This is a genomic window from Herbidospora solisilvae (genome assembly GCF_009901565.1).
GTDB lineage: Bacteria > Actinomycetota > Actinomycetes > Streptosporangiales > Streptosporangiaceae > Herbidospora > Herbidospora solisilvae.
Genome location: NZ_WXEW01000011.1, coordinates 282,901 through 302,804 on the forward strand (window position 1 = coordinate 282,901; position 19,904 = coordinate 302,804).

Sequence of the window (19,904 nt, forward strand, 5' to 3'; positions counted from 1 at the left end):
CTGCCGGGACACCTTATGCGAGGTCGCGGACCCCCTCAGGCATCGACGACCAGCGTTGATGCCGCTTTGTCGTGCAACGCCTGCTTTCTGCGGTCGAACAAAATCCAGACCAGGTCCAGGAATCCGAGGCAGCAGGTCGCCGTGAGGACGACGTACACGACCGAGCGCAGCGCCGCCTGGCCGACGCCGATCGGGCCGCCGTCCTCCCGGGCCACCCGCATGTGGAGGATCTTCTTGCCGGGGGTCTGGCCGTTCCAGTAGGCGTGGAAGAGCCAGTAGTAGAGGAACCCGATCAGCAGGCCCCAGAACCAGTGGCTCGCCTGCTCGGCGTGCCAGGTCCCGGTGCGCTCGTCGTAGACCGCCGACCACGACTCGTAGGTGAACGGCGAGGAGACGACGGCCACGATGACCGCGTCCACGATGCCCGCGAAAAGTCGGCGCCACCGGCCGGCGAGGGGTTGGCCGGCCGGTGGCGGGGCGCCGTGAGCAGGCGTCCCGTACGGGGGACGCCCGCCCGGCGCCGGCGGCGGTGTCCAGGGCTGGGACGGGTCCTGGCCCGGTAGATCACCCGGCGGCGGAGTCGGAGAAGCCATGCCAACGTGATCACCTGCTGCGGACCAGGACAAATCCGCCGCGTAGTAAAGAAAACGGGGTGTAAAGATCTACAGGTTGCCGCGCAGCTCCTGCTCGCGCTCGATCGCCTCGAACAGGGCCTTGAAGTTGCCCTTTCCGAAGCCGAGGGAGCCGTGCCGCTCGATGAACTCGAAGAACACCGTCGGGCGGTCCTGGACGGGCTTGGTGAAGATCTGCAGCAGGTAGCCGTCCTCGTCGCGGTCGACCAGGATGCGCCGCTTCTTCAGCTCCTCGACCGGGACGCGCACGTTGCCGATGCGCTCACGCAGCTCGGGGTCGTCGTAGTAGGAGTCGGGCGTCTCCAGGAACTCCACCCCGGCGGCGCGCATGCGGTCGACGGTGTCGAGGATGTCGTTGGTGGCCAGCGCGATGTGCTGCACGCCGGGGCCGCCGTAGAACTCCAGGTACTCGTCGATCTGCGACTTCTTCTTCGCCAAGGCCGGCTCGTTGAGCGGGAACTTGACCTTGCGGGTGCCGTCGGCCACGACCTTCGACATCAGCGCCGAGTACTCGGTTGCGATGTCGTCGCCGATGAACTCGGCCATCCGGGTGAAGCCCATGACCCGCTCGTAGAACTCGACCCACTCCTCCATGCGCTCGACATTGCCGACGCAGTGGTCGATCGCCTGGAACATCCGCCTGCCGGGCTCCACGATCGGCTTCGCCGCCACATATCCCGGCAGGTAGGGGCCGGTGTAGTTGGACCGGTCGACCAGGGTGTGGCGGGTCTCGCCATAGGTGGCGATGGCCGCGAGCACCACCTTGCCGAAGTCGTCCTCGACCACGTACGGCTCCGCCAGGCCCGTGGCGCCCTGGGCGAGCGCGTGCCGGTAGGCCGCCTCGACGTCGGGCACGTCGATGGCGAGATCGATCACGCCGTCGCTGTGCGCGGCCACATGGCGGGCGAGATCGGTGTCGGGCCGGACCGCACCGCGGAACTCGAACCGGGCGCCGCCCGACTTGAGCACGTAGGCCACCTCGTCGCGGCTGCCGGTCTCCGGCCCCTTGTACGCGATCAGCGTCATGCCGTAGGCGGTCGAGTAGTAGTGGGCGGCCTGCTTCGCGTTGCCTACCGCGAACACGACCGCGTCCATGCCGTGGACAGGGAACACGTCATCGCTCATGAGGCCCACTCTGTTCTTCAGTGTCCAACCTGTGCAACTGTGTCCGGAAACAGTGGACAATGTGTCTAGTGCGCGGCGGACCGGGAAGAGAAAAGTTGTGAGCGTTGACCAGCTGGATGTTCGACTTGTGGCATTGCTGAATGAGGAGCCCAGAATCGGGGTACTCGAGTGCAGCCGCCGCCTCAACGTCGCCCGGGGCACCGTCCAGGCCCGGCTCGACCGGCTGGTCGCGCGCGGGGTGATCACCGGTTTCGGTCCCGAGATCGACCCGGCCGCCCTCGGCTACGATGTCACGGCGTTCGTGACGCTCCAGATCCGGCAGGTGTCCGGCCACGAGCCGCTGGCCGACCGGCTCGGCCGCATCCCCGAGGTGCTCGAAGTCCACACGATCACCGGCAGCGGCGACATGTTGTGCCGTATCGTCGCCCGCAACAACGCCGACCTCCAGCGGGTCATCGACCTGATCGTCGATCTCCACGGGGTCATGCGCACCGAATCGGTGATCGCACTGGACACACCCGTCCCTTACCGCACACTTCCGCTGGTCAGGGCGGCACAGCGCTAAGCGCACGGAGCATCACGACGTATCGTTTACGGTGGTGGTTCGTCGTCGGCCGGGGGGTGCGCGTGGGGATCGGCAGGAAGATCGCGGGTTTGTGGCCCCGACGGAGGTTCCTGCGCATCGCCCTCATCGGCTTCGGCGCCGCCGCCGTGGCCGCGATCGGCGCCTTCGCGGTGATCTGGGTGCTCACCCCCATCCCCGACACCACCCAGGAGCTCGCCACCGCGCAGGGCTCGGTGATCTACTACCGCGACGGCAAGACGGTGCTCGCCAACCGGGGCGTCGACCGTAAGAACGTGCCGCTCTCGGCGGTGCCGAAGGTGGTCAGGGAAGCGGTCATCGCCGCCGAGAACCGCACCTTCTACCAGGATCAGGGAGTTTCTCTCTCCGGTACGGCCAGGGCGATGTGGTCGACCCTCACGGGCAACCAGATCCAGGGCGGCTCGACGATCACCCAGCAGCTCGTGCGCAACTACTACAGCGGGCTCAGCCAGGAACGGTCCATCATGCGCAAGCTCAAGGAGATCATGATCTCCCTGAAGGTGGATCGCTCCAAGTCCAAGGACTGGGTGCTGGAGCAGTACCTGAACACGATCTACTTCGGCCGGGGCGCCCACGGCATCCAGGCCGCGGCCCAGGCCTACTTCCGGGTCGACGTCGGCAAGCTGACCCCCGCCCAGGGCGCCTACCTGGCCGCGGTGATCCAGCAGCCGTCCAACTTCGCCAACCCGACCGGCGCCATGCTCACCGCCGCGCAGGCCCGCTGGAAGTCGGTCGTCGACGGCATGGTCAAGATCGGCGCCGTCACCCCCGCGCAGGCCGCCCAGATGACCTTCCCCGAGCTGAAGAAGCAGAAGAAGCCGCTGTCGTTGTCGGGTCAGAACGGCTACATGCTGGCTCAGGTGGTCGGCGAGCTGAACCGCATGGGCTACAGCGACGAGGACATCTTCCAAGACGGCCTCAAGGTCACCACGACCTTCGACAAGAAGCTGATGGCCGCCGCCTCCGACGCCGTGGCCGACGTACTGCCCGAGGGCACCCCGAAGAAGGTCCGCGCCGGCCTGGCCGCCGTCGACCCGGGCAACGGCGAGGTGGTCGCCTTCTACGGCGGCCGCGACTACGCCCAGAGCGAGTGGAACAGCGCCTTCGACGCGAAGGTCCAGGCCGGCTCCACCTTCAAGGCCTACGCCCTCGCCGCCGCCCTCCAGGACGGCGTGCCGCTGACCCAGCGCTACTACGGCAACTCGCCCATGTACGTCAACGGCGCCGCCATCCCCAACTCGGGCGGCTCCTCCTACGGGTCGGTCAACCTGGTGCAGGCCACCCAATACTCGGTGAACACCGCCTTCGTCGACCTCGGCCAGCAGATCGGCCTCGACAAGATCGCCGCCGCGGCCGAGGCGGCCGGCATCCCCGCCGAACAGCTCGCGCAGCACCGCAAGGCCGCCACCTTCCCGCTGGGGGTGGCGTCGGTGAGCGCCGTCCAGCAGGCCGGCGCCTACGCCACGTTCGCCGCCGGGGGCGTGCACCACGAGCCCCACGTGATCAGGTCGGTGACCGACGCGTCCGGCAAGACCCGCAAGACCGACACCACCGGCCGCCGCGTCTTCACCGAGGACACCGCCACCGACGCCACCTACGCGATGGAGCAGGTCGTCACCTCGGGCACCGGCACCGGCGCCCGCCTCTACGACCGGCCGGTGGCCGGCAAGACCGGCACGACCGACGCCTCGGCCGCCGTCTGGTTCACCGGCTACACCCCGCAGCTCTCGGTGGCGGTCGACATGTTCCGCGACGACAACCTCCCGGTCACCATCCCCGGCTACGGCGAGCTCTACGGCGGCACCCTCCCGGCGCAGATCTGGAAGGCGTTCATGACGACCGCGATGGAGGGCAAACCGGTCAAGGAGTTCCCCGACCCGGTGACCTACTACCGATGGGACAACGACTACTACCGCCCGACCGACGACGAGGAACGCGAGTTCGCCTCCGACGAGCCGAGCCCCGACCCGACCCCGACGGCCCCGGGCGACGACTGGAACACGCCGCCGCCCGGCGACGACGGCGGGCAGCCGGAGACGACGCCCCCGCCGTCGGACGGCGGGGGTCCCGACGACGAGCCCCCGGTGACCGAGGAGCCCGACAACCAGCAGCCCGACCTGCCCGACGAGAACAACCCGCCCGACGTGCCGGTCGGCACCCGCTAGTCCGACAGCTCCGCCCTGAGCGCGGCCGGGGTGGTCACCGGCAGGCGGCAGGCGAAGTTCCGGCACACATAGGCGGCGGGCTCGCCGTCCACGAGGGTGCGGCCCGCCATCAGCGGCACCTCGCCCTCGCCCAGCGCGATGACCATGCCCGGGGCTCCCGACATGAGGGCGGCGCGGTGCAGCGCCCTGGTGCGGTCGTCGGAGAGGTCGCCGGTGACGGCCACCTCGACCGGGCCCGCCAGGGCCGCCGCCGCGACGGCCAGGCCCCAGCCGGCGAAGCGGGCGTAGCGGTCGGCCAGGGTGGAGACCGGGCCCAGCGCGCCCTCGGCCGCCTCGCGATGGCGGGTGGACCCCGACAGGGCGGCGTAGGACAGCAGCGCCCCGGCCGCCGCGAACTGGCCCGAGGGCGTCGCGTTGTCGGTCGGGTCCTGGGGCCGTTGGAAGAGACGTTCGCCGTCGTCGGCGGTGTCGAAGAAGCCGCCCGCGCCGTCGGGGAACCGGTCGAGCAGGGTGTCGAGCAGGGCCTCCGCCCGCCGGTACCAGCGGGAGTCGCCGGTGATGCCGTAGAGGGTCAGGAAACCCTCGGCGACGTCGGCGTAGTCTTCGAGCACCCCGGCGTTGCCGCCCGCGCGGCCGTCGCGTGAGGTGCGGAGCAGCCGCCCGTCGTCGATGTGGACCTCGTCGATCAGGGTCGCCGCCCGCGTCGCCGCCTCGACCAGCGCCGGACGGTCGAACAGGGCGCCCGTCTCGGCCAGCGCGGCGATGGCCAGGCCGTTCCAGGCGGCGACCACCTTGTCGTCGCGGCCGGGCCGGACCCGCAGCTCCCGCGCCGCGCGCAGCCGCGCCCGGATCGACTCGTAGCGGTCGGGGTCGTCGGGGTCGGCGAGAAGCTGGAGCACCGAGGTGCCGTGCTCGAAGGTGCCGGTGACCTCGAACAACTCGGCGGCCCAGGCGGCGTCGGCCTGCCCGAGGACCTCCTGGAGCTGGTCGGGGGTCCAGACGTAGAAGCGCCCCTCCTCGCCCTCGCTGTCGGCGTCGAGGGCTGAGGCGAAGCCGCCCTCGGGGGTGCGGAGCTCGGCGATCATCCACTCGGCCGTCTCCAGGGCGATGCGTCTGGCCAGCGGAGAGCCGGTGTCACGCCACCAGTGGGCGTAGACGCGCAGCAGCAGGGCGTTGTCGTAGAGCATCTTCTCGAAGTGGGGCACCACCCACGAGGCGTCGACGCTGTAGCGGGCGAACCCGCCGGCGAGCTGGTCGTAGAGGCCGCCCCGGGCCATCGCCTCAAGGGTGGTGTCGGCCATGGCGCGGGCGTCGGGGGTGCGTACCCGAAGCAGGAACTCCAGCACCATCGACGGCGGGAACTTCGGCGCGCCGCCGAAACCGCCGCGCTCGGGGTCGAAGCCCTCGCGCAGGCTGCGCACCGCCGCCTCCAGCGTCTCGGCCGTCGGCAGCGGCCCCGACGGCAGGGCCGCGCGCTCGTTGAGCGCCTCGACGACCTTGCCGCCCTGGCTGAGCACCGCCTCGCGGTCGGTCGTCCAGGCCTCGTGGACGCCCATCAGCAGGCGCTGGAAGCCCGCACGCGGGAAATAGGTGCCGGCGTAGAAGGGATGGCCGTCGGGGGTGGCGAAGACGGTCATCGGCCAGCCGCCCTGGCCGGTCATGGCCTGGGTGGCGGCCATGTAGACGGCGTCGACGTCGGGACGCTCCTCCCGGTCGACCTTGATGTTGACGAACCGGGCGTTCATGATCGCGGCCGTGCCCCTGTCCTCGAAGGACTCGTGGGCCATGACGTGGCACCAGTGGCAGGCGGAGTAGCCGACGGAGATGAGGAGGGGGACATCGCGGCGTCTGGCCTCGGCGAAGGCGTCTGGGCCCCATTCGAACCAGTCGACGGGGTTGTCGGCGTGCTGCAACAGGTAGGGGCTCGTGGCCCCGGCCAGCCGGTTCATACGGTCAAGCCTAGGTGAGCGACCCTGACGGCCCGGCCCCGGCGACGCTACGCGGCCGACGTCGGCAGGTTGAACACCTGGTCGAGCGCCGTCACCTCGAAAAGATGCGCGATGTACGGCGTCATCCCCACGAACCGCATCTCCGCCGGAACCTCCTCCGCGGCGTGGAAGAGGTGGATCAAGGTGGCCAGCCCCGACGAGTCGATGAAGGTCACCCCGTTCAGGTCGACCTCCAGCACCTTCAGGCCTCTGCTCATCAGTGTGGGCGTCAGGGCGGCCAGCTCGCCCGACGTCGTGTAGTCGAAGTCTCCGGACAGGGTCAGCCGGGTGGTGTCGGGCTCCGGATTGTCGATCTCAACCAGGAAGGGCGCGGTTTCCATCAGGCTCCATCTGCGGCGAGCGTGCCCTCCGCCAGAAGGTGGCGGGCGCGCGGGAAATCATGCAGTTCGTCGTGGAGGAGGCGCAGGGCCAGCGCCACCGACCGGGACGGCACGCCGCGGGCGTGCAGGAGGTCGCAGGTCCACGTGACGAAGTCGGTGAACAGTCTCGTGTCGTCGATGTAGAGGGCGGCGGAGAGGAAGTCGGCGATGTGGGCCAGGTCGTCGGCGGTGTGGTCGACCTGGGCCTGGGTGTAGTCGCGCATCGGCGGGAACCGGCGGGGGAGTTCGGCCGTCACGCCGGCGAGGATCTCGCCCCGGCGCTTGGTGAACAGCGTGTACTCCTCGTCGGCCAGGTGGGGCAGGACCGCGCCGGGGGTGGGGAACGACGGAAGCCTGCCCTCTTCGAGCAGGTCGGCCGCCGCGTCGGCGGTGGGGGCCCAGCCGTCGGCGCCGAGTTTGACGGCGAAGCGGCCGTCGGCGCCGAAGCCCGAGCCGCCCGCGAGGACCGGGATGCCGACGGCCTGGCAGGCGGTCAGCGTCGCGTGGGCACGCGGCAGCCTCGTGGGGAGGGCGCAGCCGATCGCGACCGCGTCGGGGCCGGTCTGGTGGAGGTGGGTGATCAGGTGGGGGCCCGGCACGTTGGCCCCGAGGAAGTCGACGTGCCAGCCGCGCAGCCGCAGCACCTCGGCCAGCAGGCGGGTCGGCAGCGCGTGGTATTCGCCGTCGGTGCAGGCCACGGTGATGCGGCTGCGGGTCGGGCGAGGGCGCACGGCGGTGGTGATCGCGGCCACGGCGCGTTCGCTGATCGCGGTGGCGCCGTGTTCGCGGGCCACCGACCAGGTGCCGGCCGCCCACAGTTCGCCGACCCGGCGCTGCGCGGGAGCGATCACATCGAGGAGCAGCGACTCGGCCGGCATGCCCTTATCGAGCAGGCCGAGGACGAAATCGACCGCGCCGAGCTCGTCGGCGGAGCCGACCCGCTCCAGGTATTCGTCGACGACGTCGACCACGACGCTCATTGTGACCGCCGGATGGCCAGCAGGGCGCGGTCGTCGAAGACTCCTCCCGCCAGCCAGTCGCTGTTCAGCTGCTCAAGACGCTCCACGACGGCCGTCGCGGGCATGCCGGCGCAGGTTGACAGGGCGGCCTTGAGGCGGGTCGAGCCGTACATCTCGCGGCCGGTGGGGCCGCCGAAGGCCTCGGTGATGCCGTCGCTGTAGAGGAGCAGCAGGTCGCCGGGCGCCAGGTCGACGGTGGCGGTGCGCAGGGTGATCGAGCCCGACCTGATCGCGCCGAGGAGGGTGCCGCGGGCGTCGATCTCCTCGACCACGCCGTCGGCGCGCAGCAGCAGCGGGGCCGGATGGCCGGCCACGGCCAGGTCGATCACGCCCTCGCCGGGACGGATCGCCGCCAGCACCAGCGTCACGTGGGAACGCGGCGTGTAGGAGGCCAGCAGCGCCTTGTTGATCAGGTGCATGAGCTGCTCGGGGTCGCGTTCGAGCAGCAGCAGCGCGCGCAGGCTGTGGCGGACCTGACCGGCCAGCACGGCCGCGCGCGGGCCCTTGCCGCACACGTCGCCGAGGGTCACCAGCGGGCCGTCGGGAGTGGGCAGCACGTCGTAGAAGTCGCCGCCGATCAGGGCGGTCTGCTGGGCGGCGCGCAGCGAACCGGCCAGTTCGAGGCCCTCCACCACGGGCAGCGGCGGCGGCCGCAGGTCGCCCGCGAGGATCGCGTTGGTGGCGCTCTGCTCCTGGTAGAGCACCGCGGCCGAGATCGCCGCGCCGGCGCGGGCGGCGAACACCCGGACCAGGGTCTCGGTCTCGTCGTCGAAGCCGGGGCAGCCCTCACGGCGGGCCAGCACCAGCGCCCCGGCGGGCACGCCGTTGCCGGGCAGCGGGGTCACCAGCAGGTGGCCGACGGGGCCGAAACCGGCGGGCAGCAGCCACTCGGGCGCCTGGTGGGGGTCGAGCCAGCGGCTCGGCACCGGCGGGAACCCGGCCAGCGCCTCGGCCAGGCCCGGCACCTGGTCGGCGTCGGCGACCGGGATCTCGCCCTCTTCCAGGCCCGCCTCGGACGACCGGAGCCAGGCGGTGCGCCGCAGGCCCCCCGGAGGCAGCACGACCATCGCCGCGTCGGCCAGCAGGCCGGTCGCGAGCTCGGCGGTGGCGCGGGCGCATCGGCGGGTGTTGAGCGAGGCGGACAACCGCCGGCCCGCCTCGACGAGGAACCGGGTGCGCTCGCGCTCGGCCCGCAGCGCGTCGGCGCGGGCGCCCTCCCCGGTGACGTCGCGCAGGTACCAGGCCTGGTGGACGATGCCGAAGATCTCCCGGCGGACCCGCAGCAGCCGGTCGCCGAGCGTCGTCTCGTAGGTCTCCCCGGGTTCGCGGCTCCGGTCGAGGAGTCGGGTCACGTCGCCCGGGATCATCTCCCTGGCGGCGCCGTTGACCAGCACGACGGCGCCGTCGGCGTCGCACAGGACGACTCCGTCGGCGGCCGCCTCCACTATCGCCCGCAGCACCTCTGTCGAGGGCGCATGCGTTACCGAATCCATCACCGGCCCTTTCGCGCGAGGATCGCTCAACTTTACCCGTCAGGGTCAGCCTCGACGCGTGCCAGCGATATTGCCCGTAAAGATGGCAATCATGCGGCTTGTGAATTGACCGGCGGGTGCCGGGTAGTTAGCGTGCGACGAGCTAGCACAGGGGGACGGAGTGAACACCGACCAGCATCTCCGGTGGGCGATCACCACCGACCTGATCGGCCTGCGCGACCGGGTGTCCGGCGTGGCCACCGAGGCAGGTCTGCGTGGCCACCGGCTCAACGATCTGGTGACGGCCGTCAACGAGGCCGTGATCAACGTACTGGAACACGGCGGCGGCGAGGGCCTCGTCGAGATCTGGTGCGACGCCGACGGCATCACCGTCGAGGTGACCGACTCGGCCGGCACCCTCCAGCCGCAGGACATCCATCGCAGCCGTCCCTCGTCGAGCACGCCCCGGGGCTTCGGGCTGTGGCTCATGGGCCAGCTCTGCGACGAGTTCAGCATCTCCCAGATGGTCGGGCGATCCCGCATCCGGCTGCGGATGACCCTTGCCCAGTCACCCCGCTAGCCGCGTCCCACCGGCGGGCGTAGGCTCACGACACGTGAGCCAGCGAGCCGTCCGGCACAGGAGTCGGAAGCACATGCCGACGGAGGAGACCGCGTGAGTGTCGATCTGGACTTCGCGGCTCGCCACGCGGGCCGGCCCGCCCGTGACCTGACCCGCCGCGACGTCGCCCGCGCGCTGCTGGCCGTCCCCTCGGGGCAGGCCCTGGTGTCGCTGCCCGAGCTGCGCCGCGACCTGATGGCGGCCGGGAACCCCCTCACCGCCGTGTTCTGGGAGTCGGCCAAGACCACCCTGACCCGCATCGAGTCGGGCGTGGCCACCGTCGGCGACGTGCAGCGCTGGCTGGAGTCGACCGGCACCGAGCCGATCCTGCTGACCCGCAGCTACTTCGTGTGGCCCGACGAGAGCGAGCGCGGCCCGGTCGCCACCGAGATGTACGCCCGCCTCGTGGCCCACCTGGAGGAGCTCGTCGAAGCGGGTGTGATCGACCCCGACGCGCTCGCCCAGGGCGACGTGACCTCGCGGCAGGCGTACGAGGAACTGCAGGAGCGCTGGCTCACCGCCGGACTGCCCGACGGGCGGGTGCCCGGCGTCTCGGTGAGCGAGGAGCAGGACGCCGAGCTCTACGCCGCCTGGGACGAGGAGGAGGCCTACGCCCTCCAGGAGCTCAGAAGGGCCCTCGACGACCTGCCCGAGCCGCCCTTCCCCGCGGGCGACCTGAAGGCGGCGGCCGACCGGCTGCGGCGCTCGCTGGTCTCGCCCGGCTTCCCCGGCAACGTGCTGCGGGCCTGCGCCGGTCTCGACGAGGAGCGGCTGCCCGACGGCGACGAAGACCTGTGGTTGCGGGTGGCGGCGGGCATCGCCGCGCCCATCTCCGACCTGCCCGACGAAGAAGACGCCGCCCGGTTCTTCGACCTCGACGGCGAGCTCAGCCACGAAGACTCGGTGCTGGCCTCGTTGTGCGCGATCCACCACGCCGACTGGCTGGCCGCGATCGTCGCGCTGACCCGTTACGGCCCGGGGGTGCTGGCCTCGCCCGAGCGCATCGCCCGGTTCATCGCCGACTCGGAAGACCTGGTGAGCGAGCCCGACGACCCCGAGGAGCTCGAGGCGACCGAGATGCTCTTCACCTCGGTCACCCCGCTCTGGGCCCATCTCGGGATCGTCGACAAGGCCGAGGTGCTCACGCCGCTCGGCTGGTGGGGCCTGCCCAAGGCCCTCGAAAGGGCCTGGTCAGGCGACTAGGTCGGCATATTCGGGGTGGCGGTCGATGTAGCCCTTGATGAACGGGCACATCGGCACCACCTCAAGGCCCCGCTCGCGGGCCGAGTCGAGCACCGCGCGGGCCAGCTTCGAGCCGAGGCCCTTGCCCTCGTAGGCCGGATCGATCTCGGTGTGCACGAACACGATCCGGCCGGGACGCGGCAGCCGGTATTTGACGAAGCCCGCGACCGCGCCGTCGACGCTGATCTCGAAGCGTTCGGTCTCGGCGTTGTCGGCGACGTCAGTCACTTTTGGAGTTCCCCTCGTGGGGCACCTCGATCTTCGCGATCTGCCGGTTCATCGACTTGATCAGGAAGAACAGGGCCACACCGATGGCGGCGACGACGATGAACCCCAGCAGGCCGGGGCCGATCGAGGTCGGGTCGGTGGCGGGAGTGGCGATCGAAATCACGGTATGCAGTCTACGAGCAGGGGGCGGCACCCGTTCCGGCGGGGACCTGGATGCCGGCGAACAGGTCGTCTTCCGGGAGGGTGACGTCGACCAGCGAACGGGCCAGGTGGTAGTCCTCCGTCGGCCAGACCTCCTGCTGGATCTCGCGCGGGCAGGCGAACCAGAAACCGTCGGGGTCGACCTGGGTGGCGTGGGCCATCAGGGCGCGGTCGCGAGTCTCGAAGTAGTCGCCGCACGGGATCCGGGTGGTCACCTCCCACTTCTGCGGGCGGTCCTCCCAGCGGGCGATCCAGTCGGCATAGGGGGAGCCAAGGCCGCGGCTGGTCATGGCCTCGTGGAGGGTCTCGAACCGGGCCTTGGTGAAGCCCGAGTGGAAGTACATCTTGAGCGGCTGCCACGGCTCGCCCGTGCCCGGGTAGCGGTCGGGGTCACCGGCCGCGTCGAAGGCCTCCACCGACACCCGGTTGGTCTTGATGTGGTCGGGGTGGGGGTAGCCGCCGTCGTCGTCGTAGGTGAGGATCACGTGAGGGCGGAACTCGCGGACGGCCGCCACGAGCGGCGCCGCCGCGACCTCCAGCGGCTGCAGGGCGAAGCAGCCCTCGGGGAGGGGCTCGCTCTCGTCTTCGGGCAGGCCCGAGTCGACGAAACCGAGGAACCGCTGGTCGACGCCGAGGATCTCCCTCGCGCGCTCCATCTCCAGGCGGCGGACCTCGCCCATGTTCTCCAGAATGTCGGGGCGGTCCATCTTGGGGTTCAGGATCGAACCGCGTTCCCCGCCGGTGCAGGTCACGACCAGGACCTCGACGCCCTCGGCGGCGTAGCGGGCCATCGTCGCGGCGCCCTTGCTCGACTCGTCGTCGGGGTGCGCGTGCACGGCCATCAGCCTCAGCGCGTTCGTCACGGCTCTCCTTAGTTGGGGTGCGGGCCAGGGCCGGCCCGCGGGCTGCATCCAATAGCGTTGACGAGAATTGTCTCGGACAACGCCGGGACCTCGCGAGGAGATTCCTTTCATGTCGGCACCAGCTCCGCGCCCGATCCTGGGCACCCCCGACGAGTTCCCGCCCAGGCCCCCCATGGGGCGGGGCCGGTTCGTCGTGTACGCCGTCATGGCCGTCGTCGTCGCGGTCGTGGCCGGCGGGTGGGGTTACGTGATCCTGTCGGCGCGGGGCAACCCCGACGTGCGGGCCGACGTCATAACCTTCGACACCAGCCGCCCCGGCTCCGCGGAGATCACCTTCGTGGTGCACAAGCCCGACGACCGGGCGGCGACGTGCCGTCTGCGGGCCGTCGACGTCCACCACGTCGAGGTCGGGACCCGGGAGATCACCATTCCCCCGGGCCGCGGTGACGTCGCCCTCACCGAACAGGTGAGGATCAACGCGCAAGCCACAAGCGTAGATGTTCAGGGCTGCTCCCTCGTATAGACTGGAATCTTTGGGGAAGCGTTCGAAGGCGTTAACTTGTTAGCCCTTCGACTCACCTAGGGAAGCAAGGAGAACCCGCGTGGCCGTCTCCCACAACGAGAACGTCACCTGGCTGACGCAGGAGGCGTACGACCGCCTCAAAGAGGAGTACGACCGCCTTTCTGGCCCGGGTCGGATCGAGATCGCCAAGAAGATCGAGGCCGCCCGCGAGGAGGGCGACCTGAAGGAGAACGGCGGCTACCACGCCGCCAAGGACGAACAGGGCAAGATGGAGGCCCGGATCTTCCACCTCCGGCAGATCCTCGACACCGCGAAGGTGGGCGAGGCGCCCCGCACCGAGGGTGTGGTGGGGCCCGGCATGACGGTGACGATCCGCTTCGAGGGCGACGACGACGAGGTCACCTTCCTGCTCGCCTCCCGCGAGGAGAGCGGCGCGCCGATCGACGTCTACTCGCCGAAGTCGCCGCTGGGGTCGGCGATCAACGGCAAGAAGATCGGTGAGAAGGCCAGCTACACCATGCCCAACGGGCGCTCGATCACCGTCGAGGTGCTGGAGGCGGTTCCCTACATCGGGAGCTGACGCGTTCGTCTGACATCGAATCCGCCGGAGAAGCGTACTCCGGCGGATTTTGACTTCTCGGGCCTCATTGGGCACAGTCGTGGAACGGGACAGCCCGATGAACGTCTTCGGAGGGAGTGGTGGCGTGCCCCTGCGGGTCGGAGGCTTCCTCCACGAAGCCCGTCAGGATCTCGCGTTCCGCCCCCGGTTCCGCCGCCCCCACCTCGCCCGGAGGGCGATCCCCGTCATCGGGGTCGCGCTCGCGGTGGTGCTGATCACCGACTTACTCGTGCTCGCCGGGCTCGACGACGTCCAGGAACGGGCCGCCCTCGACGTACGCCGCCCTCCCGTCGTCGCCGGTGACTACGTCGCGGCCAGCGGTCAGGCGCCCTCCAACGCGGTCGCCCCCTTGGGCAAGCTGGCCCGTCCCCACCTCTTCGTCGTCGCCCCCGCCGCGCTCAAGCCCGAACAGGTCGACGAGGTCCGCCGCCAGAAGGGCGTCAGGGCGGTCGAGCTCGCCGACGCCGCCGACGTGAACCTGGGCGGCTGGCGGGTGCCGACGATGGGCGTCGACCCCTCGACGTTCCGGGCCTTCACCCCGAAGCGGACCGCCACCTCCGACGAGCTGTGGGCCAACGTGGCCGCCGGCGACGTCGTGGTCTCCTATGAACTCGGCAAGGAGGGCGGCCTCAAGCTCGGCGACGACGTCCGCACCCCCGGCGCCGAGATGCGGGTCGGCGCCTACGCCACGGTCGGCATGGGGTCGATCCACGCGGTGGTCTCCCGCGACACCGCGACCCGGCTCGGGCTGCCCCACGGCAACGCGCTGGTGGTGAGCGCCCCCAGCGTCGACTCCGCCAAGCTGCGCAAGAAGCTGCTGAAGGTGCTGCCGGGCAGCCAGATCGCCACAATCAACCCGGTGGTGATCGCGCCGCCGCGGCGTCACATCGCCCAGCCGCAGCGGGTCGTGCAGTGGCCGGCGTCGGCGCTGATGTCGGTGCCGCAGATCGAGACCGCGCTGAGGGCCGCCGCCTCCAAGCTCGGCAGCCGTTACGTGTGGGGGGCCGAGGGCCCCGACACCTTCGACTGCTCCGGCCTGGTGCAGTGGGCCTACGCCCAGGCCGGGGTCCGCATGCCGCGGGTGACCAACCAGCAGTGGGCGACCGGGCCGCAGGTGCCGCTCTCCCAGGCCCAGCCGGGCGACCTGCTGTTCTGGCGCAACGACCCGACCAACCCGGGCTACATCTCCCACGTGGCCATTTATTGGGGCAACGGGCAGATGCTCCACTCGCCCCGCACCGGCGACGTCGTGAAGATCGCGCCGCTCAACACCCGCAATCTCGCCGGGGTCGTGCGGGTCAGCCCTCAGGTCGCCGCTCGGGTTCGATAGGCAGACCCGCCTCCAGCAACGAGAAGGCCTCGTCGACCATGTCGGCGAAGGGCACCTCCTCGTCGGCGGTGGCCCAGGTCTGCAGCACCGGGATGATCGTGCCCATGACCGCGCCGATGAGGACGCGCACCTGGAACGAGGCCGGGTCGGCGCCGGTCCGCCGGGCGACGCCCTCGGCGAGCAGCTCCATCGTGTCGAGCATGTTCTGGAAGATCCGGGCCCTGATGGCCGGGACGCCCATCTGGAGGCGGGCGCGGGCCCGGATCTCCCCGAGCTCCCCATCGGGGATGCCCCGCATGGCCTCGCCGAAGGCGTTGCGCAGCGCCCTGACGGGCGGCACCTCCGGCGGCTGGGCGATCAGGCGTTCGACCAGCAGGGGGTCGTAGTCGTCCTGGACGACGATGTCTTCCTTGGTGGGGAAGTAGCGGAACAGGGTGCTGGGGGACACCTCGGCGGCGTCGGCGATCTGCTCGATCGTGGTCGCGTCGTAGCCCTGCTCGGCGAACAACCGCAGGGCGTGTTCCTGGATCGTCCGCCGAGTCTTCTCTTTCTTGCGTTCACGCAGTCCCGGCGAGTTCATGGGTCGATTCTCCCGCCGGTTCCGCGGGAGCGGAACGCATGAACGTCACGATCAGCAGCGCCGAGAGCACCATCAGGCCGCCGCAGGCCCACAACACGGCGTCCATGGCGTCGGCGAAGGCCGCGCGCCCGGCATCGGCCCAGCCCGGGACGCGCACCGCCGTCGCCACCGAGTCGCGCACCGGGGCGGGGGCGGCCGGGGGGAGCGCGTGGGCGTACACGGAGGAGAGCAGACTGCCCAGCCCGGCCACGCCGAAGGCGCCGCCGGTCTGGCGGAGGGCTTGGAGCACGCCGCTGCCCATGCCGGTGCGGTCGGGCGGGAGGAGGGCGAGCAGGCCGTCCATGGCCGGGACCATGGTCAGGCCCACGCCGGCCCCGGTGAGGGTGAGCCAGGTCGCGGTGTACGGATAGTCGCCCGGCAGGACCGCCCCCGCGACCAGGCCCGCGGCCAGCAGGATCAGGCCGGCGCCCATGATGACCCGCAGGCTGAGGCGTCTGATCAGGCGTTCGCCGGCCAGGCCGCCGACCATCAGCCCGGCGACCATGGGCACGATGCGCAGCCCGGTGCCCATGGCGTCGAAGCCCTGGACGGCCTGGAGGTAGAGCGGCGCGACGAACAGCACGCCCATCATGCCGAGCGAGACCACGGTCGCGCCGAAGGCGCCCCAGACGAAGGTGCGGTCGCGGAACAGCCCGAGGTCCATCATGGGGGCCTTGGCGCGGGCCTCGACTCGTACGAAGAGAAGAAGGAGCAGCACCCCGGCGGCGATCGGGCCGAGCACCTGGGCCGAGCCCCAGCCCCGCACCGGCGCCTCGATGACGCCGAAGACCAGCGCGGCGAGGCCGGCCACCGACAGCAGCGTGCCGGGCACGTCGGTGCCCTTCTTCCGCTGGTCGCGCGACTCCGGCACCAGGACCACCACCGCGACCAGCGCGATCGCCACGGCGGGCAGGTTGATCAGGAAGATCGAGCCCCACCAGAAGTGGTCGAGCAGGTAGCCGCCGACGATCGGGCCGAGCGGCAGGCCCACGGCCATGCCGGCGGTGAAGACGGCGATCGCCCTGGCCCTCTCGGCGGGCGGGAAGATCGTCGGCAGGATCGACGTCGACAGCGGCGTGATCAGGGCCGCCCCCGCGCCCATGAGGGCCCGCCCGGCGATCAGCCAGCCGGTCGAGTCGGCCAGCATGGCGATCGCCGAGGCGACCCCGAACGCCGCCAGCCCCACGACCAGCAGTTTCTTGCGGCCGAACCGGTCGCCGAAGACGCCGGCGGGCAGCAGCAGGGCGGCGAACACGACGAGGTAGGCGTCGACGATCCACTGGAGTTCGCCGGTGGTCGCGCCGAGGTCGACGGCGAGGGTGGGCAGCGCGACGTTGAGGACCGTCGCGTCGAGCCCGATCACGAGGACGGAGAGAACCAGGGCTGAGAGCGCCCACCATCTGGAGGTAACCATAATTTGATAGTAGCTCTCAAAAAGTAGTTGCTGTCAATATCGCTTCGATTCGAGAGCAACGATGTAATGTTGATTACATGAGTGCAGAAGCCGAGTGGTTCGCCCACCGTCTCCCCGAGACCTGGTTCACCGAGCGCCCCGAGGTCGTCGTCGACCGCGAGGAGATCACCGTCGTGGGCGCGCTTCCCCCGCTGACCGTCGTCGAGGGCCTGCCCGATCCTGAGCGGGCCGCCGCCGAAGAGGGCTACGTCGAGCGGTTCCGCGAGGAGACCCGCGAGCGCCGCATCGAGATCGCCCGGCAGGCCGAGCACCGCTTCCGCCGGAAGGTCTCGTGGGGCGTGAAGATCGGCGGCGACGTGGTGATGTTCACCACACTCTCGGTCCCGGTCATGACCCGGCTGCGGCAGGGCGAACGGCAGGTGCTCGACACACTCGTCGCCGCCGGCGTCGCACGTAGCCGCTCCGACGCCCTCGCCTGGTGCGTGCGCCTGGTCGGGCGCCACACCGACACCTGGCTCGCTGACCTGCGCGATGCCCTCCAGGCCGTCGACCGCGTACGGGCCGCGGGGCCTGGCGGAGTGGACTGAACCAATTCGTGGAATGGTCTAAACCATTCATTATGGCCTATACCAATGTTTAGTCCCGTATCTACGGGAAAGAGGTGGGCGGCACAATTTGAAATGGTTCGTCAGGGGTAAGCTCCTCCCATCATCCAGCTCGCTGACCAGCGGTTGTGGTGACGAATACGCATTGGTCCACACCAATTGGATTTAGTGGGTAATCGTCGCGGATGATGAATTGGCCCTGACGTACATTAAGGAGCCGCCCTCGTGTCCGTGTCAGTACAGGTGTCGCATCCGACCACTCATGCCGAGCTGGCCGCGTGGGTCAGCGAGATCGCGGAACTCACCGAGCCCGACCGGATCGAATGGTGCGACGGGTCCGAGGCCGAATGGACCCGGCTCACCAACCTGCTGGTCCGCCAGGGCACCCTGACCCGCCTGAAAGCCCGGCCGAACAGCTTCCACGCCGCCTCCGACCCGTCGGACGTCGCCCGCGTGGAAGACCGCACCTTCATCTGCTCCGAGCACGAGGAGGACGCCGGGCCCACCAACAACTGGATCGCTCCCGAGGAGATGCGGCGCACCTTCGGGAAGCTGTTCAAGGGCTCGATGCGAGGCCGGACCATGTACGTGGTCCCCTTCTGCATGGGCCCTCTGGGCGGCCCGATCTCCCAGCTGGGCGTGGAGATCACCGACTCGGCCTACGTGGCCGTCTCGATGCGCGTGATGACCCGTATGGGCGACGACGCCCTGCGCCTCATCGAGGAACGCGGCGACTTCGTGAAGTGCGTGCACTCCGTCGGCGCCCCGCTCGAACGCGGTCAGCGCGACGTCGCCTGGCCGTGCAGCGAGACCAAGTACATCAGCCACTTCCCGGAGACCCGCGAGATCTGGTCGTACGGCTCCGGCTACGGCGGCAACGCCCTGCTCGGCAAGAAGTGCTACGCCCTGCGGATCGCCAGCACGATGGCCCGCGACGAGGGCTGGCTGGCCGAGCACATGCTGATCCTCAAGCTCACCCCGCCGAGCGGGGAGACCCGCTACATCGCGGCGGCCTTCCCGTCGGCGTGCGGCAAGACCAACCTGGCCATGCTGCGGCCGACCATCCCGGGCTGGAAGGTCGAGACGATCGGCGACGACATCGCCTGGATGCGGTTCGGCGACGACGGCCGCCTCTACGCGATCAACCCCGAGGCGGGCTTCTTCGGGGTCGCGCCGGGCACCGGCCAGACCACCAACGCCAACGCGATCAAGACGCTGTGGGGCAACAGCATCTTCACCAACGTCGCGCTGACCGACGACGGCGACGTCTGGTGGGAGGGCCTGACCGACGAGCCGCCCGCCCACCTGACCGACTGGCGCGGCGACTCCTGGACGCCCGAGTCCGGCGAGCTCGCCGCCCACCCGAACGCCCGGTTCACCACCCCGGCCCACCAGTGCCCGACGATCGCCCGCGAGTGGCAGGACCCGCAGGGCGTGCCGATCTCGGCGATCCTCTTCGGCGGCCGGCGCGCGACGGCGGTCCCGCTGGTCACCGAGGCCCGCAGCTGGCGGCACGGCGTGTTCATGGGCGCCAACGTGGCCTCGGAGAAGACCGCGGCGGCCGAGGGTACGGTCGGCGAACTGCGCCACGACCCGTTCGCGATGTTGCCGTTCTGCGGCTACAACATGGGCGACTACTTCGCCCACTGGCTGGAGATCGGCGAGACGAAGGGCGCCAGGCTGCCCCGGATCTACTACGTGAACTGGTTCCGCAAGGACGCCGAGGGCCGCTTCGTGTGGCCCGGCTTCGGCGAGAACATCCGCGTCCTGAAGTGGATCGTCGAACGCCTCAACGGCCAGGCCGAGGCGGTCGACACCCCGATCGGACGCCTGCCCGTCAAGATCGACACCGAGGGCCTCGACATCGCCGGGGACGACCTGGAGCTGCTGCTCGGCGTCGACCGCGACGCCTGGCGCGAGGAGGCCGCCCTGATCCCGGCCCACTTCGAGACCTTCGGCGACCGTCTGCCCGAGGGACTCTGGGAGGAGTACCGCACCCTGGTCGCCCGCCTGGGCTGACCGAGCGAATCTGCCCGGTGCACACGAGCAGGAGTCCCGCCAACGGCGTCGGGCCTCCCCCCTTACGAACGGCCCGCGCCACCCGACGGCGCGGGCCGTTCGTGTTCCCGAACCCGGGGTCATGTGTGCGGCCGTCAGGGCGGCCAAGGCCTGCCACAGCCGAAACCCGGCCGGTGGGGGACCGGATCACGCCGGGTCGACGTGCAGGGTGTCGAGTTGCAGTGGGCCGGTGTGGGG

20 protein-coding genes are annotated in these 19,904 nt (G+C 70.5%); 9 read left to right on the forward strand and 11 right to left on the reverse strand.

The window, feature by feature from the left end:
* Positions 1-35: 35 nt before the first annotated feature.
* A complete protein-coding gene (locus GT755_RS34015) occupies positions 36-593 on the reverse strand; it encodes an RDD family protein (RefSeq protein ID WP_235967977.1) in 558 nt (185 codons plus the stop codon).
* Between the two features lie 69 nt (positions 594-662).
* Positions 663-1,757 (reverse strand): 4-hydroxyphenylpyruvate dioxygenase, encoded by a 1,095-nt coding sequence (hppD, locus tag GT755_RS34020; protein WP_161483661.1) that lies wholly within the window; start codon positions 1,755-1,757, stop codon positions 663-665.
* A 97-nt stretch (positions 1,758-1,854) separates the two neighbouring features.
* On the opposite strand from hppD, the gene GT755_RS34025 reads away from it, so the two are divergent.
* Together GT755_RS34025 and GT755_RS34030 are read left to right on the forward strand one after the other, a co-directional pair.
* Complete coding sequence (locus GT755_RS34025; RefSeq protein ID WP_328794714.1) at positions 1,855-2,322, forward strand: Lrp/AsnC family transcriptional regulator; 468 nt, start codon at positions 1,855-1,857, stop codon at positions 2,320-2,322.
* A gap of 62 nt (positions 2,323-2,384) precedes the next feature.
* Entirely contained in the window at positions 2,385-4,526 is a 2,142-nt protein-coding gene (locus GT755_RS34030) for a transglycosylase domain-containing protein (protein WP_328794715.1), read from the forward strand.
* Here the strand turns inward: GT755_RS34030 and GT755_RS34035 are convergent.
* The 4 genes from GT755_RS34035 to GT755_RS34050 are packed head-to-tail and all read right to left on the reverse strand — an operon-like array spanning position 4,523 to position 9,406.
* Positions 4,523-6,475, reverse strand: a complete 1,953-nt coding sequence (locus GT755_RS34035) for a thioredoxin domain-containing protein (protein ID WP_161483663.1) — start codon at positions 6,473-6,475, stop codon at positions 4,523-4,525. The two genes, GT755_RS34030 and GT755_RS34035, sit on opposite strands and share 4 nt — an antisense overlap.
* Before the next feature lie 47 nt (positions 6,476-6,522).
* Complete coding sequence (locus tag GT755_RS34040; protein ID WP_161483664.1) at positions 6,523-6,855, reverse strand: STAS domain-containing protein; 333 nt, start codon at positions 6,853-6,855, stop codon at positions 6,523-6,525.
* Positions 6,855-7,865 (reverse strand): cobalamin B12-binding domain-containing protein, encoded by a 1,011-nt coding sequence (locus tag GT755_RS34045; protein WP_328794716.1) that lies wholly within the window; start codon positions 7,863-7,865, stop codon positions 6,855-6,857. Before GT755_RS34045 ends, GT755_RS34040 begins: the two co-directional genes overlap by 1 nt.
* Positions 7,866-7,870: 5 nt before the next feature.
* Positions 7,871-9,406 (reverse strand): SpoIIE family protein phosphatase, encoded by a 1,536-nt coding sequence (locus tag GT755_RS34050; protein WP_161483666.1) that lies wholly within the window; start codon positions 9,404-9,406, stop codon positions 7,871-7,873.
* A 160-nt stretch (positions 9,407-9,566) separates the two neighbouring features.
* Between GT755_RS34050 and GT755_RS34055 the strand changes: the two genes are divergently transcribed.
* A complete protein-coding gene (locus tag GT755_RS34055; protein ID WP_161483667.1) occupies positions 9,567-9,965 on the forward strand; it encodes an ATP-binding protein in 399 nt (132 codons plus the stop codon).
* Between the two features lie 93 nt (positions 9,966-10,058).
* Positions 10,059-11,207 (forward strand): hypothetical protein, encoded by a 1,149-nt coding sequence (locus GT755_RS34060; RefSeq protein ID WP_161483668.1) that lies wholly within the window; start codon positions 10,059-10,061, stop codon positions 11,205-11,207.
* Here the strand turns inward: GT755_RS34060 and GT755_RS34065 are convergent.
* From GT755_RS34065 to mca, 3 genes are read right to left on the reverse strand one after another with little or no spacing between them, the layout of a single operon-like run.
* A complete protein-coding gene (locus tag GT755_RS34065; protein WP_030451922.1) occupies positions 11,196-11,474 on the reverse strand; it encodes a GNAT family N-acetyltransferase in 279 nt (92 codons plus the stop codon). The two genes, GT755_RS34060 and GT755_RS34065, sit on opposite strands and share 12 nt — an antisense overlap.
* Positions 11,467-11,637 carry a hypothetical protein gene (locus tag GT755_RS34070; protein WP_161483669.1) on the reverse strand — a complete coding sequence of 57 codons (171 nt, stop codon included), beginning with the start codon at positions 11,635-11,637 and terminating at the stop codon, positions 11,467-11,469. Before GT755_RS34070 ends, GT755_RS34065 begins: the two co-directional genes overlap by 8 nt.
* Positions 11,638-11,647: 10 nt before the next feature.
* Positions 11,648-12,538 carry a mycothiol conjugate amidase Mca gene (mca, locus tag GT755_RS34075; RefSeq protein ID WP_161483670.1) on the reverse strand — a complete coding sequence of 297 codons (891 nt, stop codon included), beginning with the start codon at positions 12,536-12,538 and terminating at the stop codon, positions 11,648-11,650.
* A 109-nt stretch (positions 12,539-12,647) separates the two neighbouring features.
* Here mca and GT755_RS34080 point away from each other — a divergent pair, with 109 nt between their 5' ends.
* From GT755_RS34080 to GT755_RS34090, 3 genes are all read left to right on the forward strand, one after another.
* Complete coding sequence (locus GT755_RS34080) at positions 12,648-13,061, forward strand: DUF4307 domain-containing protein (RefSeq protein WP_161483671.1); 414 nt, start codon at positions 12,648-12,650, stop codon at positions 13,059-13,061.
* A 79-nt stretch (positions 13,062-13,140) separates the two neighbouring features.
* Positions 13,141-13,641, forward strand: a complete 501-nt coding sequence (greA, locus tag GT755_RS34085) for a transcription elongation factor GreA (RefSeq protein WP_030451918.1) — start codon at positions 13,141-13,143, stop codon at positions 13,639-13,641.
* Positions 13,642-13,765: 124 nt separating this feature from the next.
* Positions 13,766-15,010, forward strand: a complete 1,245-nt coding sequence (locus tag GT755_RS34090) for a C40 family peptidase (protein WP_328794717.1) — start codon at positions 13,766-13,768, stop codon at positions 15,008-15,010.
* Here the strand turns inward: GT755_RS34090 and GT755_RS34095 are convergent.
* Positions 14,979-15,590, reverse strand: coding sequence for an acyl-CoA-like ligand-binding transcription factor (locus GT755_RS34095; RefSeq protein WP_161483673.1), 612 nt, complete (start codon positions 15,588-15,590; stop codon positions 14,979-14,981). The genes GT755_RS34090 and GT755_RS34095 overlap by 32 nt on opposite strands.
* Positions 15,568-17,043, reverse strand: a complete 1,476-nt coding sequence (locus GT755_RS34100; RefSeq protein WP_161483674.1) for an MFS transporter — start codon at positions 17,041-17,043, stop codon at positions 15,568-15,570. Before GT755_RS34100 ends, GT755_RS34095 begins: the two co-directional genes overlap by 23 nt.
* A 77-nt stretch (positions 17,044-17,120) precedes the next feature.
* Here GT755_RS34100 and GT755_RS34105 point away from each other — a divergent pair, with 77 nt between their 5' ends.
* Together GT755_RS34105 and GT755_RS34110 are read left to right on the forward strand one after the other, a co-directional pair.
* Positions 17,121-17,630, forward strand: a complete 510-nt coding sequence (locus tag GT755_RS34105; RefSeq protein WP_161483675.1) for a hypothetical protein — start codon at positions 17,121-17,123, stop codon at positions 17,628-17,630.
* A gap of 243 nt (positions 17,631-17,873) precedes the next feature.
* On the forward strand, positions 17,874-19,667 hold the full coding sequence (locus GT755_RS34110) for a phosphoenolpyruvate carboxykinase (GTP) (RefSeq protein WP_161483676.1): 1,794 nt from the start codon (positions 17,874-17,876) through the stop codon (positions 19,665-19,667).
* Positions 19,668-19,904: the final 237 nt, after the last annotated feature.